This is a genomic window from Serpentinimonas raichei, from assembly GCF_000828895.1.
In the GTDB taxonomy this organism is placed as follows: domain Bacteria; phylum Pseudomonadota; class Gammaproteobacteria; order Burkholderiales; family Burkholderiaceae_C; genus Serpentinimonas; species Serpentinimonas raichei.
Genome location: NZ_AP014568.1, coordinates 288,183 through 304,631, shown reverse-complemented (window position 1 = coordinate 304,631; position 16,449 = coordinate 288,183). Strand labels below are relative to the sequence as shown.

Below are 16,449 nucleotides of genomic sequence, written 5' to 3'. Positions count from 1 at the left end.
GCGCAGCCTTTGCATTCGCTTGCATCTGTTACGGCGCAGCACCCGGTGCCGGAGCCGATGGAACCGATGGAGCGGGTGCGGCCTGCGCCGCCTCCTCGTCTGGGAACTCCTCGGTGTGGATTTGCGCCGCACGGCGTTGCAAAAAGGCATCGCGGATGAAGCTGTAGCGGTCCAGCGCGATGCGGTCCACCATGTCGGTGGCGGGCAGCAGATCGGCGCGGTTGTCGGTGATTTGCAACACCGTGAGCGCGGCGCGGTCGGCGCTGGGCTCTACGCTGCCGATCGGGTCGGCGTTTTGATCGACCACCCGCCCCACGGTGTCGCGCACGGTGGAGGGGCCCAGCAGCGGCAGCACCAGATAAGGCCCGGGCGGCGCGCCCCAGCGGCCCAGGGTGTGGCCAAAGTCGAGCGGGGTGCGCTCGATGCCCATTTCGGTGGCCACGTCGAGCACGCCGCCAAAACCGAAGTAGGTGTTGACCTTGAAGCGGGTGAAGTTTTCCACCGCCTCTTGCGGGCGCGCCTGCAAGCTGGCGTTGACGAAGGACCAGAAATCGCTCAGGTTGTTGAAAAAATTGTTGACCCCGGTGCGCAGCGGCGCGGGCACGGTGTCGCGGTAGGCCACCGCCAGCGGGCGCGCGATGGTGCGGTCCACGCCGTCGTTGAAGCGCTGCACCTTGCGGTTCAGCGGCTCCAGCGGGTCTTGGGGGTTGGCATCGGGCCCGGTGGCGCAGCCACTGAGCAACAGCAGCGCCAGCACGGCGGCTGGGGCACCTAGGCGGATGGAAGCCAAGCGGGCTGAACCGTGGCCAGTCATGTGGGGCGCAGCCGCCCCGGTTGGGTGTGTCACAGATGTCATTGTTTATCCCTTTTGGCTTGCTTCAAATGCAGTGCCGGCTATTGCGCGCCCGCACCGGCTTCTCCACCACCCGCAGCGGCGTCCGGCTCGGCGGCGCGGTTGAACAAAAACTGTCCGATCAGGTTTTCCAGCACGATGGCCGACTGCGTCAGCGTGATGGTGGCCCCGTCGGCCAGGTTTTCGTCGGCCCCGCCGGGCACGATGCCCACGTACTGCTCACCCAGCAGGCCGCTGGTGAGGATCTGGAACGAGCTGTCGCGCGGAAAAGCATAGCGTTTTTCCAGCACCAAGGTCACGTCGGCCTGAAAAGTCTGGTCGTTGAAGGTGATGGCTTGCACCCGCCCCACCGGCACCCCGGCGCTGCGCACCGTGGCCCCGGCGCGCAGGCCGCCGATGTTGTCAAAGCGCGCCGTCACCTGGTAGGTGGGCTGCCAACTGATCTGCAACAAATTGGCCGCTTGCAGCGACAAAAACAGCAGCGCCAGCGCCCCCAGCAGCACGAACAAACCCACCCACACATCCTTGACCGAGCTTTGCATTTGCTTATCCCTCACACGCCAAACATCAGCGCCGTCAGGACGAAGTCCAGCCCCAGCACCGCCAACGAAGCCATTACCACGGTGCGCGTGGTGGCGCGCGCCACCCCTTCGGGCGTGGGCGTGGCCAAATAGCCCTGCAGCAGCGCGATGAACGTCACCGCCACACCAAACACCAGCCCTTTGACCAGGCTGTTGCCCACATCGGCCCAGACATCGACCCCGGCCTGCATCTGGCCCCAGTAGGCCGAGCCATCTACGCCCAGCAGCGGCACGCCCACCAGCCAGCCGCCCAAAATGCCGACCGCGCTAAAAACCATCACCAGCACCGGCAGCACGATCACCCCGGCCCAAAAGCGCGGCGCCAAAATGCGCGCAATTGGATCGACCGCCATCATCTCCATGGCGCTCAACTGCTCGCCCGCCTTCATGAGGCCGATTTCGGCCGTGAGCGAGGTGCCGGCGCGGCCGGCAAACAGCAGCGCCCCGATCACCGGCCCGAGCTCGCGGATCAGGCTCAGCGCCACCAGCAGCCCCAGCACCTCAGTGGAGCCGAACTGGTTCAAAATGTAGTAGCCCTGCAGCGCCAGCACAAAGCCCACGAACAGCCCCGAGACGCCGATGATGGCCAGCGAGTAGTTGCCCAGAAAATGGATTTGGTCGCGCAGCAGCGTGTAGCGGCGCAGCACCGTGGGCAGCAGGGTAAACAGGCGCAACAACAAGCGCGCGCCAAAGCCTAGGCTAGCCAGCCACAGGCGCACCGACAAGCCGATTTGCGACAGCGCTTTGTGCGTCATGGCCGTGCCCCTAGGCCGAAATCCTCGGCCACCGAGGCCGCCGGATAGTGAAAATGCACCGGCCCCTCGGGCTCGGCGTGGATGAACTGGTGCACCAGCGGGTCGCTGCTCTGGCGCACCTGCTGCGGGCTGCCCTGCGCCGCCACCCGGCCGTTGGCCAGCACCACCACGTGGTCGGCAATGGCCAGCGTTTCGTGCACGTCGTGCGAAACCAACACACTGGTCAGGCCCATGGCGTCGTTGAGCTGGCGCACCAGGCGCGCAATGGTGCCGAGCGAGATCGGGTCCAACCCGGCAAAGGGCTCGTCGTAGAGCACCAGCTCGGGGTCGAGCGCAATCGCGCGCGCCAGCGCCACCCGGCGCGCCATGCCGCCCGAAATTTCGGCGGGCATGAGCGCGCGCGCGCCGCGCAAGCCCACCGCGTCGAGCTTCATGAGCACGATGTCGCGGATCAGCGCCTCAGACAGGCGGGTTTGCTCGCGCAGCGGAAAAGCCACGTTGTCGAACACGTTCAGGTCGGTGAACAAGGCCCCGAACTGGAACAACATGCCCATGCGCCGGCGCACCGCGTACAGGGCCTCGTTGCCCAGCGCGCCCACCTCTTGGCCGTCGAACAGCACCTGGCCCGACTGCGCCCGCTGCTGGCCGCCGATCAGGCGCAGCAGCGTGGTTTTGCCGCCACCCGATGCGCCCAGCACCGCCGTGACGCGGCCACGCGGCAGCGCCAGCGTCAGGCCGTCAAGGATGGGGCGCTCGGCGTAGCCGAAGCGCACCGCGTTGAATTGCACCAAGGGGGGTTGTGCGGTGGGGTTCATGCAAGGGGTGGGCCGTGTGGCACCAGAGCCGCCATCATAAGGGAAAGCCCCAGCCCAACCCGCCGCCCACAGGGCATTCCAAAGCGCATCGGGCGGTTTTCAGCGCGGTAACTCCGAATGCCCCATCAGGTATTCATCCACTGCCCGCGCCGCCTGCCGCCCTTCGCGGATGGCCCACACCACCAGCGACTGGCCGCGCCGCATGTCACCCGCGGCAAACACCTTGGCCACGTTGGTGGCGTAGCCGCCGTTGGCCTCGGTGTGGGCGCGGGCGTTGCCGCGCGCGTCCTGCTCGACCCCAAAGGCCTGCAGCACCGTGGCCAGCGGGTGCGTAAAGCCCATGGCCAGCAGCACCAAGTCGGCCTGGTGCTGCTGCTCGGTGCCGGGGATCTCCACCAGCTTGCCGCCCTGCAGCTCGACTTGCACCGTGGTCAGGCCCGTGAGCTTGCCCTTGCTGCCGGTAAAGGCCTTGGTCGAAATGGCGAAGGCGCGCTCGCAGCCCTCCTGGTGGCTGGAACTGGTGCGCAGCTTGATCGGCCAATAGGGCCAGCTGAGGCTGCGGTCTTCCTGCTCGGGCGGCATGGGCAGCACCTCAAACTGGGTCACGCTGGCGGCACCGTGGCGGCGGCTGGTGCCCACGCAGTCGCTCCCGGTGTCGCCCCCGCCTATGACGATCACGTGCTTGCCCTCGGCGCGGATTTGCTTTTTCAGCTTGTCGCCGGCGTTGACCTTGTTTTGCTGCGGCAAAAACTCCATCGCAAAATGCACGCCGTCGAGCTCGCGCCCCGGCACCGGCAGGTCGCGGCTCTGCTCGCTGCCGCCGCACAGCAGCACGGCGTCGAACTCGGCTTGCAACTGCGCGGCGGCGATGTTGCGCTTGGCCTCGTTTTGCACCTTGGCCCCCGGCCCTTCAGTGGGCAGGGCGCCGACCAGCACCCCGGTCTCGAAGCGCACCCCTTCCGCCTGCAGTTGCGCCACGCGGCGCTCGATGTGCGACTTTTCCAGTTTGAAATCGGGGATGCCGTAGCGCAGCAGGCCGCCGACGCGCTCGTTTTTCTCGAACACCGTGACGGCGTGGCCCGCGCGCGCAAGCTGCTGCGCCGCCGCCAGACCGGCCGGGCCGGAGCCGACGATGGCCACCGACTTGCCGCTGGAGCGCGCCGCCGGTTGTGGCTGCACCCAGCCCTGCTCCCAGGCGCGGTCGATGATGGCGTGCTCGATGGCCTTGATTCCCACCGCGTCGCCGTTGACGTACAGGGTGCAGGCGCTTTCGCACGGGGCTGGGCAGATGCGGCCGGTGAACTCGGGGAAGTTGTTGGTGCTGTGCAACACCAGGCTGGCGTTCTTCCAGTCGTTGCGATAGACCAGATCGTTGAAATCCGGAATCACGTTGTTGACCGGGCAACCGTTGTTGCAAAAGGGGGTGCCGCAGTCCATGCAACGCGCCCCTTGCTGGCGCGCCTGCGCAGCGTCTAGGCCGATGACAAATTCCTTGTAGTGCGTCAGGCGCTCTGGCACCGGTTTGTAGCCCTCTTCGAGGCGCTCAAACTCCATGAAGCCGGTGATTTTTCCCATGATGGCAGTTCCTTGAATGCGGGTTGTGGCTCAAACGCCTACGGCCACGGGGGCGCTGGCGGCCACGCTGCGGGCATGCAGCTCGCCCAGGGCGCGCTGGTACTCGGTGGGCATGACCTTGACGAACTTGGCACGGCTCTCGGCCCAGTGGTCCAGCACCTGGCGCGCCTTGGCCGAACCGGTCCAGCGCAGGTGCGCCTCGATCAGGCTGCGCAACTGCGCCTCGTCGCTCTGGCCTCGGTGCCAGGTGCCCGGTGCGCTGGCCGCCGTTTGTTCGGCGGTGCTGAGCACGCGCTCGAGCCGCACCATGGCGCTGTTGCAGCGCTGGGCAAACAGCCCGTCTTCATCGAGCACATAGGCCACGCCGCCGCTCATGCCAGCGGCAAAGTTGCGCCCGGTCTGGCCCAGCACCACCACGGTGCCGCCGGTCATGTATTCGCAGCCGTGGTCGCCGGTGCCCTCCACCACCGCCGTGGCCCCCGACAGGCGCACCGCAAAGCGCTCGCCCGCCACGCCGCGCAAAAAGGCCTCGCCGCTGGTGGCCCCGTACAGCACGGTGTTGCCCACGATGGTGTTGTGCGCCGCGTCGCCACGAAACTCGATGCTCGGGCGCACCACGATGCGCCCGCCCGAGAGGCCCTTGCCGGTGTAGTCGTTGGCGTCGCCGATTAGGTAGAGCGTCATGCCGCGGCAGGCAAAGGCCCCGAACGACTGGCCGCCGGTGCCCTCAAACTGGATGCGGATGGTGTCATCGGGCAGCCCTTGCGGGTGCTGGCGCGTCACGGCCCCCGAGAGCATCGCCCCCACGGTGCGGTTGACATTGCGCGCGCTCTCAATGAAGTGCACTTTTTCGCCACGCTCGATGGCCGGGCGCGATTTTTCGATCAGCCGCACATCCAGCGCCGCCCCCAAACCGTGGTCTTGCGTGCCCTCGTGCCGGCGCGCCACCGTGGCCGGCAGCGCTGGCTGGTAAAAGAGGCGCGAAAAGTCCAGCCCCTGCACCTTCCAGTGCTCCAGCCCGCGCCGGGTGTCGAGCAAGTCGGCGCGGCCCACCAGCTCATCGAAGCGGCGCACCCCGAGCTGCGCCATGATCTGGCGCACCTCTTCGGCCACGAAGAAAAAGTAATTCACCACGTGCTCGGGCTGGCCGGCAAACTTGGCGCGCAGCAGCGGGTCTTGCGTCGCCACGCCCACCGGGCAGGTGTTGAGGTGGCATTTGCGCATCATGATGCAGCCCTCCACCACCAGCGGCGCGGTGGCAAAGCCGAACTCGTCCGCCCCCAGCAGCGCCCCCACCACCACGTCGCGGCCGGTCTTGATCTGCCCATCGACCTGCACCCGGATGCGCCCGCGCAAGCGGTTCAGCACCAGCGTCTGCTGGGTTTCGGCCAGCCCGATCTCCCATGGCGAACCGGCGTGCTTGATGGAGGACCAAGGCGAGGCTCCGGTGCCGCCGTCGTGGCCAGCGATCACCAGGTGGTCGGCCTTGGCTTTGGCGACCCCGGCGGCGATGGTTCCCACCCCCACTTCAGACACCAGCTTGACCGAGATGTCGGCGCGCGGATTCACGTTTTTCAGGTCGTGGATGAGCTGCGCCAGGTCTTCGATCGAGTAGATGTCGTGGTGCGGCGGCGGGCTGATGAGCCCCACGCCGGGCACCGAGTGGCGCAAAAAGCCGATGTACTCCGACACCTTGCCGCCCGGCAACTGCCCGCCCTCGCCCGGCTTGGCCCCCTGCGCCATCTTGATCTGGATCTGGTCGGCGCTCACCAGGTACTCGGCCGTAACGCCAAAGCGCCCCGAGGCCACCTGCTTGATTTTGGAGCGCAGGCTATCGCCCGCTTGCAGCGGGACGTCGGCTTGCACCTTGTCGGCACCGATCACCGAGGCCAGCGTCTGCCCGGCCTGGATCGGGATGCCTTTGAGCTCGTTGCGGTAGCGCGCCGGGTCTTCACCGCCCTCGCCGGTGTTGCTCTTGCCGCCCAAGCGGTTCATGGCCACCGCCAGCGTGGCGTGGGCCTCGGTGCTGATTGAACCCAGCGACATGGCCCCGCTGGCAAAGCGCTTGACGATCGCGCTGGCCGGCTCCACCTCGTCGAGCGCGATGGCGCGCGCCGGATCGACCTTGAACTCGAACAGGCCGCGCAGCGTCAGGTGGCGCCGGGTCTGGTCGTTGATGAGCTGCGCGTACTCTTTGTAGGTGCCAAAGTGGTTGCTGCGGGTGGCGTGCTGCAGCTTGGCAATGGCATCGGGCGTCCACATATGCTCTTCGCCGCGCGCGCGCCAGGCGTATTCGCCGCCCGCGTCGAGCATCTGCGCCAGCAACGGGTCGCTGCCAAAGGCGGCGCGGTGGGTGCGTATAGCCTCTTCGGCGATCTCGAACACCCCGATGCCCTCAACCCGGGTCGGGGTGCCGGCAAAGTACTGGTCCACCGTGGCGCTGTTGAGCCCGATGGCCTCGAACAACTGCGCCCCGCAGTAGCTCATGTAGGTGCTCACGCCCATTTTGGACATGATCTTCGACAAGCCCTTGCCGACCGCCTTGACGTAGTTGTAAATGGCTTTGTCAGCCGACAAATCGCCGCTGAGGTCTTGGTGGATGGCCGCCAGCGTCTGCATCGCCAGCCACGGGTGCACCGCTTCGGCACCGTAGCCCGCCAGCAGCGCAAAGTGGTGCACCTCGCGCGCCGAGCCGGTTTCCACCACCAGACCGGTGCTGGTGCGCAGCCCCGTGCGCACCAGGTGCTGGTGCACCGCCGAGAGCGCCAGCAAGGCCGGAATGGGCACTTGCTGCGCGCTCACGCCGCGGTCGCTCAAAATCAGGATGTTGCTGCCGCCCTTGATCGCATCCACCGCTTCGGCGCACAGCGAAGCCAGCTTGGCCTCCACCCCCTCTTTGCCCCAGGCCACGGGGTAGCAGATGTCGATGGTGCTGCTCTTGAACTTGCCGCCGGTGCGGGTGGCGATCTCGCGCAGCTTGGCCATGTCGGCCGGGTTCAGGATTGGCTGCCCGACTTCGAGGCGCAGCGGCGGATTGACCTGGTTGATGTCGAGCAGATTGGGTTTGGGGCCGATGAAGCTCACCAGCGACATCACGATCGCCTCGCGGATCGGGTCGATCGGCGGGTTCGTGACTTGCGCGAACAACTGCTTGAAGTAGTTGTAGAGCGGCTTGTTTTTGTTTGAGAGCACCGCCAGCGGGCTGTCGTTGCCCATCGAGCCTATGCCCTCTTCGGCGTTGAGCGCCATCGGGGCCATGAGGAACTTGATGTCCTCTTGCGTCATGCCAAAGGCCTGCTGCTGGTCGAGCAGCGCGGCGTCCGGGCTGTCGAGCGCGGCGCGGGCCGACTCCTCGCTCAGCACCTGGCGGCCCTCGGCGCTGCCCGCTTCCGGGTGCGTCACGTCGTCGAGGCGGATGCGCAGGTTCTCGATCCACTGCTGGTAGGGCTTGCTGTAGGCCAGGCTGGCCTTGATTTCCTCGTCGTCGATCAGGCGGCCTTGCTCCAAGTCGATCAGGAACATCTTGCCCGGCTGCAAGCGCCATTTGCGCACGATCTTGCTCTCGGGGATGGGCAGCACGCCGGACTCGGAGCCCATGACCACGAAATCGTCGTCGGTGACGCAGTAGCGCGAGGGGCGCAGGCCATTGCGGTCCAGCGTGGCCCCGATCTGGCGCCCGTCGGTAAAGACGATCGAGGCCGGGCCGTCCCACGGCTCCAGCATGGCGGCGTGGTACTCGTAGAAGGCACGCCGGCGCGCGTCCATCAGCGTGTGCTGCTCCCACGGCTCGGGGATCATCATCATCACCGCCTGCGCCAGCGGGTAGCCGGCCATGCTCAGCAGTTCGAGGCAGTTGTCGAAGGTGGCGGTGTCGGACTGGCCGGCAAAGCTGATCGGGTACAGCTTTTTGAGGTCGGCGCCCAGCACCGGCGAGCTCATCACGCCCTCGCGCGCGCGCATCCAGTTGTAGTTGCCCTTGACGGTGTTGATCTCGCCGTTGTGCGCCACGTAGCGGTAGGGGTGCGCCAGCGGCCACTCGGGGAAGGTGTTGGTGGAAAAGCGCTGGTGCACCAAGGCCAGCGCCGAGACGCAGCGCGGGTCTTGCAGGTCGAGGTAGTAGTCGCCCACCTGGTTGGCCAGCAGCAGGCCCTTGTAGACCACGGTGCGGCTGCTCATGCTGGGCACGTAGTATTCCTTGCCGTGCTTGAGCCCGAGCGCCTGGACGTGGGCGCTGGCGGTCTTGCGGATCACGTAGAGCTTGCGCTCGAGCGCGTCTTGCACGATCACGTCGGCGCCGCGCCCGATAAAGACCTGGCGGATCACCGGCTCGGTCTGGCGCACCGTGGGCGACATCGGCATGGTGCGGTTGACCGGCACATCGCGCCAGCCCAGCAGCACCTGGCCTTCGGCCTTGATGGCGCGCTCGAGCTCTTGCTCACAGGCCAGGCGGCTGGCGTGCTCCTTGGGCAAAAAGATCAGGCCCACGCCATACTCGCCCGGCGGCGGCAGGGTGCAGCCCAGGCGCGCCATCTCGGCGCGGTACAGCGCATCGGGCAGTTGCAGCAAAATGCCGGCGCCGTCGCCCATCAGTTCGTCGGCCCCCACGGCGCCGCGGTGGTCGAGGTTGGCCAGAATCTGCAGGCCCTGCTGCACCACGGCATGGCTCTTGTGGCCTTTGATGTGGGCCACAAAGCCCACGCCGCAGGCGTCGTGCTCGTGCGCCGGGTCGTACAAGCCATGTTGGCGCAACTGATCGATTTCTAGGGATGGCGTCACGGCCGGCTCCTGATGCGGTGGAAAAGGAGTGCTAGCTTAGCCGAAGTGGCCGCGCTTGCCTAGGCCAATAAATGGGGTCAGAACCCATTTATCAAACCAAAAATGCATCCATGCAACAAATAGGGTCAGATTAAACGAGTCGAGCCAGCGCTCAACCCAGCCGCGGCCGCCCGCGCCGCACGGGCTGCAGCCGCCGCTCGGTAAGCTGTTGCAACTGCGCCACAAAATCCGGGCTGCCGAGCGCCCAGCCCTTGAGCGCGGCCTGCTCCAGCCGCTGCTGCGCTGCCTCGCTCAGGCCCCGCGCCGCCAGCGCCGCGTAGGCGGCCTCGCGCTCAAACGGGGTGTTGCCCAATTGCCAATAGGCCGCCGGAACGCTCAGAGCGGGCTCGTGGCGCAGGCCTGCGTAATGGCCGTGGCTGCTCCAGGCGTACTCGGCTGCCGTGCGCGCCAAGCCCAGCCGCACCGGCTGCGTGTCCAGGCTCAACAGCGCCGGCAGCAGCTCGGTTTCGGGCTGCAACACCGTGCCCCGAAAACGCCCCTCCCACAGCGTGCCCACATGCCCGTGGCGCAGGTTGTAGCGGCGCACATAACTGCGCCCGAGCGCTTGCATGGCACGCGACACAGCCCCCTCGGCCAGCGGCGTCAGCAGCAGCCGCACCTGCTGCGCCAGCAGCACGTAGCCGTGCCAGTGCAGCGGCTGCGCACGCACACCATCCGCCAGCAGTTGCAAAAAATCCAGTCGATCAGCAGCTTGCGGGAACAGATCAACGCCCTGATGGCCGCGCCAGATCAGCAGATGCGGCAAGCCCGGTACGCTGAGTCGGGGTTGGCGCGCCATCGGTCAGCGGCTCAGGCTTCGAACAGGCTCTGGCCGGTCAGCCGCTGGTGTTCGCGCAGGGCGTAGCGGTCGGTCATGCCGGCAATGTGATCGGCCACGCGGCGGCGCAGGCTCAGGGGTGCGGCACCGTCGGCGAGCGCGGGCAGTTCTTCGGGCGCCTCGTGGTAGATCAGGTACAACTCGGTCACCACCTGGCGCGCGCGCCCGGTTTGCTCCATCACCTGCGGGTGGCGGTACAGGTTGAGCATCAAAAAGCGCTTTAGGGCGCTGGCTTGCTCGCGCATCGGGGCCGAAAAACCCAACAGCACCGGGCTGCGCCGAACCTCGTCGACCGACTGCACACCAGCCTGCAGGATGGCGCTGCCGCTGGCCTCGATCACATCGTAGACCTGCTCGGTGAGCATGCGCCGGATCGACTCGTAGAGCAAGCGCTTGCCCGCCAACGCGGGGTAGGCCTGCAACACGGCGCGGCGCTGGCGCTCAAACAGCTCCAGCGCTTCGAGCTGCTCCAGACGCAACAGGCCAGAGCGCACGCCGTCGTCGATGTCGTGCGCGTTGTAGGCGATCTCGTCGGCTAGGTTGGCCAGTTGCGCCTCCAGCGAGGGCGACTGGCCGCTCAGGAAGCGCTGCCCTACCCCGCCCGGTTCGCGCGCTTCGAGCCAGAGCGCATTGGCGCGCGAGCAGTGTTTGAGTATGCCCTCGCGGGTCTCGAAGCACAGGTTGATGCCGTCGTGCTCGGGGTAGCGCTGCTCCAACTCATCGACCACGCGCAGGCTTTGCAGGTTGTGCTCAAAGCCCCCATCGGGTTCATGGGAGGTGGGCGCATCGTGCGGCTGCTCGGGGTCGGGCGGCAGTTGGTGCAAACAGGCGTTGAGCGCGTCTTGCCCCGCGTGACCGAACGGGGTGTGGCCCAGGTCGTGCGCGAGCGCGATCGCTTCCACCAAATCCTCGTGCAGCCCCAGGCTGCGCGCGATGCTGCGCCCCAGCTGCGCCACTTCGAGCGAGTGCGTCAGGCGGGTGCGAAACAAGTCGCCCTCGTGGTTGAGGAACACCTGGGTTTTATAGACCAGGCGCCTAAAAGCGCTGCTGTGGATGACGCGGTCGCGGTCGCGCTGGAATTCGTTGCGCGTCGGGGCCACGGGCTGTGGGTAGCGGCGGCCACGGCTGCGCTCGGGCCAGCAGGCATAGGGCTGCAAGGCCACTTGGGGTGGCAAACCGGGGACGGCCAAGGGGCGGCTTGGATCGGTATCAGGCACAGCCAGCCTCGATCACTTCGCGCACCAGGGCATCGGGCACCGGCTGCAGGTGTGGCGCTCCGGCATCATCGACCAGCACGAAACGAAGCTGGCCAGCCTCGGATTTTTTGTCGATGCGCATCAAATCCAAGTACCGGCTGGCGTTGGCCACTGGGTCTGGCTCCAGCCTCGGGGCCCGCACGGGGAGCCCGGCACGGCCAATGAGGTCGCTCAAGTGCTGCACCCGCTGCGCCGACAACAGGCCCAGCCGCTGCGACAGCCGCGCCGCCAGCACCATGCCGCAACCCACCGCCTCGCCGTGCAGCCACTGGCCGTAGCCCAGTCCGGCCTCGATGGCGTGGCCAAAGGTGTGGCCAAAATTGAGGATGGCGCGCAGCCCCGTTTCGCGCTCGTCTTGCCCCACCACGGCGGCCTTGATTTCGCAACTGCGCCGCACCGCATAGGCCAGGGCGGCGGGGTCGAGGCGGCGCAGCGCCTCCAGGTTGCTGTCGATCCAATCGAGGAAAGCCAGGTCGCAGATCGGGCCGTATTTGATGACTTCGGCCAGCCCGGCGCTGATTTCGCGCGCCGGCAGGGTGCGCAAGGTGTCGAGGTCGCAGACCACGCGCAGGGGCTGGTAAAAAGCCCCGATCATGTTTTTGCCCAGCGGGTGGTTGATGGCGGTTTTACCGCCCACCGACGAATCCACCTGCGCCAACAAGGTGGTGGGCACTTGCACGAAGGGCACGCCGCGCATGTAGCAAGCGGCGGCAAAACCCGTCAGGTCACCCACCACGCCGCCACCCAAAGCGAACAGCATGGTTTTGCGGTCGCAGGCGTGGCTGAGCAAGGCATCAAAGACCTGATTCAGCGAATCCCAGCTTTTATAGCCCTCGCCGTCGGGCAGTTGCAGCACGTGGACTTGGCCAAAACGCCCGGCCAAGGCTTGTTGCAGCCGAGCGGCATACAGCGGACCGACCGTGGTGTTGGTCACGATCAGCGCCTGCGTGGCGGCCGGCAGGCCGTCCCAAGTGGCGCTGTGGTCGAGCAAGCCGGCGCCGATCAGAATTGGGTAGCTGCGCGCACCGAGCTCAATTTGTAGGGAGATGGTCACAGCGAAGCCTCGGATGTGTGTATGGGCTTGGGGGCGGCGCGTTGCAGCTCCAGTTGGGCGGCAATCCAGTTGACCAGCGACGCCACCGAGGGCCGGCCGGTCTCGACCACATGGTGCGCGGTCTCGCGGTAGAGCGGGTCGCGTTGGGCGTACAACTCGCGCAATTTTTGCAGTGGGTCGGCCACTTGCAGCAGCGGCCGGCTGCGGTCGTGCTGCACCCGGCGAAACACCTCTTCGGGGCTGGAGCGCAAATAAAAGACGCGGCCGCGCTCGCGCAGGCACTGCCGGTTGGCCGGCCGCAGCACCGCACCCCCACCGGTGGACAGCACGCAAGGGGCGGCCTGCGTCAGCTCATCGATCAGCGCCTGCTCCTCGTCCCTAAAGCGGGCCTCGCCCTCGCGCTCGAAAAACTCGCGGATGCTGCAACCCAAGCGCTGCTCGATGGCGCTGTCGGAATCCACAAAAGGCAGTTGCAGCCGCCGCGCCAGCAAGCGCCCAACCGTGGATTTGCCCGATCCGGGCAGGCCGATGAGGATGATCAAAGGCCCTACCTTCTGGGCCCCAGGGCAGCAATATCGGTCAGCACGCGAGGCGTGATGAACACCAGCAACTCGGTGCGCCGGGTTGTGGTTTGGTTGTTGCGAAACAAGTGACCCAATACCGGCAGCTCACCCAAGACCGGCACCCTGGCCTGGTTGTTGGTTTCCTCTTGGGTGTAGATGCCACCGATCACCACCGTGCCGCCGTTTTCCACCAGCACCTGGGTTTGCACGCTCTTGGTCTGCACCGCCGTTTGGCCGTTGAAAACGATCGGGGTGTCGTTGTTGACGCGCAGCTGCATGATCACGTCGCCGTCGGGGGTAATTTGCGGCGTGACGACCAGCTTGAGCGAGGCGTCGATGAACTCGATCGTGGTGTTGCCATCGGCGTCGCGGCGCAGGAAGGGGATTTTGCGCCCGTCTTCAATGGTGGCCTCGCGCTGGTCGGCCGTGACCACGCGTGGGCTGGCGATGGTCTTGAGGCGCCGGTCGGATTCGCTGGCCTCGATTTCTAGGTTCAACAGCCGCGTCACGCTGGGATTGAAGAGCGAGAAGGCAAACGTGCCAGAACCGATGGTGGGTGTGGGGATGTTGGTCACGTTGGAGTTGCCAGCCCCTGTAGCGCCGAGCGAGCCAAAACCAAGCGTGGTCTGCAACTCGTTGCCGCGGTGACGCGCCAACATCACCGGGTCGGCGATGCGCCCGCCAAAGCGCACCCCAAGGTTGCGGCCAAAGCTGTCTTCGGCCTCCACGATGCGCGCCTCGATCAGCACCTGGCGCATCGGCACATCCAAGGTCTGGATCAGGGTCTGAATTTCTTCGAGCTTGGATGCAATGTCGGTGACAAACAACTGGTTCGTGCGCGGCTCGGCAAACACCGAACCCTGGCTGCTCAGAATGCGCACCTCGTTCTCGCCCGAGCCCACCGCAGTCGTCAGGTGCTCGGCCACCTCTTGGGCACGGGCAAAGTTGAGCCTGAAACTCTGGGTGCGCACCGGCTCCAAGCCACGGATGGCCTGCGCGGCTTCGAGCACTTCGCGCTCTTTGGCCAAGATTTCGGTTCGGGGCGCAATCCAGATCACGTTGCCGGTGCTTCGCATGCCCAGATTCTTGGCCTGCAACACGATGTCAAGGGCCTGATCCCACGGCACATCGCGCAAGCGCATGGTGAGGCTGCCCGTCACGGTATCGGAGGTGATGATGTTGAAGTTGCTGAAATCTGCAATCACTTGCAGCAGCGCACGCACTTCAATGTTCTGGAAGTTGAGCGAAATTTTATCGCCCGTGAAAGTGCGATCACGCGCAGCCGGGTCGGCAGCTTGGCGCACTTCGCGCACTTCGAGCACAAACTGGTTATCGGTCTGAAATGCGCTGTGCTCCCAGTTGCCAGTGGGTTCGACCAGCAAGCGCACGCGGTCGCCCACTTGGGTGGCGGTGACGGTTTGCACCGGCGTGCCAAAGTCGCTCACGTCGAGGCGGCGGCGCAGGCCTTCGGGCAGCGAGCTTTGCTGAAACTCCACCACCAAGTTGCGCCCCTGCTGGCGGATATCGACCCCGGTCTGGCTGCTGGGCAATTCCACCAGCACGCGGCCGCTGTTTTGCTCGCCACGGCGAAAATCGATGTCGGTCAGCGGCTGCGCGCGCGCAGGGGCTGCCTGTGCAAAGGCCGCCCCCAGCGCACCTCCGGCAACCGGCGCCGCCTGCACGCCCGGCTGCAACTGCACCAGCAAGGTGTTGCCTTCGATGCGCATCTCGTACCCAACGGCTTGGTTGAGATTGAGCACGATGCGGGTGCGGTCCCCCGCCTGCACCACGTTGGCGGAGCGCACATTGCCCTGATTGACCGCAAACAGATTCTGGCCGGTGGCGTTGCTCGCTCCCGCAATGTCGAGCGCGATGCGCGCCGGTGCCTGCATGCTAAAGCCGGCCGGCAGCTGGCGCAGCGGTTCGCTGGTCTGGATGCGTATGAGCTCGGCGCCTCCTTGTGGCGCCACCGTCAACGATTGGATGGCCAATTGCGCCTGCGCCCAACCCGCCAGCACAAAGGTGCTGGCAAGCAAGGCGCAACGGGCCAAGCGCGACAAGGTGCGTAGGGTTGGGGTGGTATGTGGGGTCGGATTCATTGGCCGGTGCCTTCCTGCAACTGCAATGTGGTGGTGCGCTCGACCCATTCACCGATCGGGTCTTGCGCGATTTCGCGCAGGGTGATCTGGGTTTCGCTGATGGCGGTGATGCGGCCATAGTTTTGCCCCAAGTGGTTGCCGCGCCGCACCTGGTGGATCAGGCCCTCGGATCGGACCAGCGCCACCGTCTCGTTGCCGCGCCGCAACAAGCCCACCATGGTGATGGTGTCGAGCGGCACCGCCTCCAGCGGCTCTTTGCGACGGCGCAATTCGGCCGCCAGCAAACCTGAAACCATGGGCGAAGCGGCCTCGGCGCGCAGCAGCACCGTGAGCTTGTCGGCGCTGAAGGGCGAGACCGCACCTAGGCCTTGGTAGGCTTGCGGAACATGGGGCTGCGGCGCTTGCACCGGCGGCACGCGGGGTTGCGCGGCCGCCCGCTGCTGCTCCATCCAGCCCGACAGATCGTCGCCACCATCGGCGCAGGCCGTCAGCGCCAAGGCCGCTGCCAGCAGCAGGCCCCATGTAGGAATTGCGGATCGGTTCATCGCTGCCCCCGGGCTGCCTGCTGCTGTTGTTGCTGCTCGCGCTGACGCTGCAACACCTCCTCGGGATCGAGGTAGCGAAAGGTTTTGGCGGTGGTGTCCAAGGTCAGCATGTCGGGCCGGTTGGCGGCCGGTGCGAGGGACAGGTTATTGAGCGTCACGATGCGCGACAAATGCGCCACGTCGGAGACAAACATGCCGATGTCGTGGTAGCTGCCGCTCACGCGCACCGCGATTGGCAGCTCGGCGTAGTGGTCGCGCAGCTCGACCTGGCCGGGCCGAAACAGCTCAAACTGCAAGCCGCGCCCGATGCCGGCCTGGTTGATGTCAGACAACAAGGCGTCCATCTCGGCCCGGCTGGGCAACTGACGCTCGAGTTGAGTGACGTACTGGCGCACCTGTTCGAGTTGCGCCCGCAGTGCGTCCAGATTGACCGCCTGCGCCACCTTGCTCGTAAACTCGGTGCGCAACTGCGACTCGCGCTGGCGCTCGGTCTCTAATTGGGTGCGCATGCCACTGAGCACCGCATACCACAGGCCCACCAGCACCGCCAGCGCCACCACCAGCAACAGCAGTTGGCGCGGCAAAGCGGGCCAGCGCGAGGGGTCGTTGGGGTCGAGCCCACTGAACTGGGCCCGCGCATCTTGCTGCCAACGGGCAAAGTCAAACGATGCGGCGGATTTGGTTTTTTTAGACATGATCG

Annotated in this window: 13 protein-coding genes; all 13 read right to left on the bottom strand. The window is 66.3% G+C overall.

The features are described from left to right. Positions 1 to 28: 28 nt before the first annotated feature. The 13 genes from SRAA_RS01370 to SRAA_RS01310 all read right to left on the bottom strand — a co-directional run bounded on the left by SRAA_RS01370 (position 29) and on the right by SRAA_RS01310 (position 16,444). Entirely contained in the window at positions 29 to 856 is an 828-nt protein-coding gene (locus SRAA_RS01370; protein ID WP_231849303.1) for an MlaA family lipoprotein, read from the bottom strand. 38 nt (positions 857 to 894) lie between these two features. Then, positions 895 to 1,395, bottom strand: a complete 501-nt coding sequence (mlaD, locus tag SRAA_RS01365; protein WP_045530553.1) for an outer membrane lipid asymmetry maintenance protein MlaD — start codon at positions 1,393 to 1,395, stop codon at positions 895 to 897. A gap of 11 nt (positions 1,396 to 1,406) precedes the next feature. Next, positions 1,407 to 2,189: a lipid asymmetry maintenance ABC transporter permease subunit MlaE gene (gene mlaE / locus SRAA_RS01360; RefSeq protein ID WP_045530551.1), complete on the bottom strand. Its 783-nt coding sequence runs from the start codon at positions 2,187 to 2,189 to the stop codon at positions 1,407 to 1,409. Next, a complete protein-coding gene (locus tag SRAA_RS01355; RefSeq protein WP_045530549.1) occupies positions 2,186 to 3,004 on the bottom strand; it encodes an ABC transporter ATP-binding protein in 819 nt (272 codons plus the stop codon). The genes mlaE and SRAA_RS01355 overlap by 4 nt, the downstream gene beginning before the upstream one ends. A gap of 99 nt (positions 3,005 to 3,103) precedes the next feature. Continuing rightward, positions 3,104 to 4,579, bottom strand: coding sequence for a glutamate synthase subunit beta (locus tag SRAA_RS01350; RefSeq protein WP_045530547.1), 1,476 nt, complete (start codon positions 4,577 to 4,579; stop codon positions 3,104 to 3,106). 30 nt (positions 4,580 to 4,609) lie between these two features. Further along, positions 4,610 to 9,355 carry a glutamate synthase-related protein gene (locus SRAA_RS01345; protein WP_045530546.1) on the bottom strand — a complete coding sequence of 1,582 codons (4,746 nt, stop codon included), beginning with the start codon at positions 9,353 to 9,355 and terminating at the stop codon, positions 4,610 to 4,612. Between the two features lie 151 nt (positions 9,356 to 9,506). After that, positions 9,507 to 10,193: a hypothetical protein gene (locus SRAA_RS01340; RefSeq protein WP_045530544.1), complete on the bottom strand. Its 687-nt coding sequence runs from the start codon at positions 10,191 to 10,193 to the stop codon at positions 9,507 to 9,509. Positions 10,194 to 10,204: 11 nt separating this feature from the next. Then, positions 10,205 to 11,449, bottom strand: coding sequence for a deoxyguanosinetriphosphate triphosphohydrolase (locus tag SRAA_RS01335; RefSeq protein ID WP_420834922.1), 1,245 nt, complete (start codon positions 11,447 to 11,449; stop codon positions 10,205 to 10,207). Further along, complete coding sequence (aroB, locus tag SRAA_RS01330; protein ID WP_231849302.1) at positions 11,442 to 12,542, bottom strand: 3-dehydroquinate synthase; 1,101 nt, start codon at positions 12,540 to 12,542, stop codon at positions 11,442 to 11,444. The genes SRAA_RS01335 and aroB overlap by 8 nt, the downstream gene beginning before the upstream one ends. Continuing rightward, positions 12,539 to 13,084, bottom strand: coding sequence for a shikimate kinase (locus SRAA_RS01325; RefSeq protein ID WP_045530542.1), 546 nt, complete (start codon positions 13,082 to 13,084; stop codon positions 12,539 to 12,541). Before SRAA_RS01325 ends, aroB begins: the two co-directional genes overlap by 4 nt. 5 nt (positions 13,085 to 13,089) lie before the next feature. Then, positions 13,090 to 15,204 carry a type IV pilus secretin PilQ gene (locus SRAA_RS01320; RefSeq protein ID WP_045530540.1) on the bottom strand — a complete coding sequence of 705 codons (2,115 nt, stop codon included), beginning with the start codon at positions 15,202 to 15,204 and terminating at the stop codon, positions 13,090 to 13,092. Further along, complete coding sequence (locus SRAA_RS01315) at positions 15,201 to 15,749, bottom strand: pilus assembly protein PilP (RefSeq protein WP_045530538.1); 549 nt, start codon at positions 15,747 to 15,749, stop codon at positions 15,201 to 15,203. Before SRAA_RS01315 ends, SRAA_RS01320 begins: the two co-directional genes overlap by 4 nt. Beyond that, complete coding sequence (locus SRAA_RS01310; RefSeq protein WP_045530536.1) at positions 15,746 to 16,444, bottom strand: type IV pilus inner membrane component PilO; 699 nt, start codon at positions 16,442 to 16,444, stop codon at positions 15,746 to 15,748. The genes SRAA_RS01315 and SRAA_RS01310 overlap by 4 nt, the downstream gene beginning before the upstream one ends. Positions 16,445 to 16,449: the final 5 nt, after the last annotated feature.

Excerpts from the sequence above, each read along its gene's own strand:
- SRAA_RS01370 (WP_231849303.1), bottom strand. The coding sequence starts at position 856 with ATGACATCTGTGACACACCCAACCGGGGCGGCTGCGCCCCACATGACT.
- mlaD (WP_045530553.1), bottom strand. The coding sequence starts at position 1,395 with ATGCAAAGCTCGGTCAAGGATGTGTGGGTGGGTTTGTTCGTGCTGCTG.
- mlaE (WP_045530551.1), bottom strand. The coding sequence starts at position 2,189 with ATGACGCACAAAGCGCTGTCGCAAATCGGCTTGTCGGTGCGCCTGTGG.
- SRAA_RS01355 (WP_045530549.1), bottom strand. The coding sequence starts at position 3,004 with ATGAACCCCACCGCACAACCCCCCTTGGTGCAATTCAACGCGGTGCGC.
- SRAA_RS01350 (WP_045530547.1), bottom strand. The coding sequence starts at position 4,579 with ATGGGAAAAATCACCGGCTTCATGGAGTTTGAGCGCCTCGAAGAGGGC.
- SRAA_RS01340 (WP_045530544.1), bottom strand. The coding sequence starts at position 10,193 with ATGGCGCGCCAACCCCGACTCAGCGTACCGGGCTTGCCGCATCTGCTG.
- SRAA_RS01320 (WP_045530540.1), bottom strand. The coding sequence starts at position 15,204 with ATGAATCCGACCCCACATACCACCCCAACCCTACGCACCTTGTCGCGC.
- SRAA_RS01315 (WP_045530538.1), bottom strand. The coding sequence starts at position 15,749 with ATGAACCGATCCGCAATTCCTACATGGGGCCTGCTGCTGGCAGCGGCC.
- SRAA_RS01310 (WP_045530536.1), bottom strand. The coding sequence starts at position 16,444 with ATGTCTAAAAAAACCAAATCCGCCGCATCGTTTGACTTTGCCCGTTGG.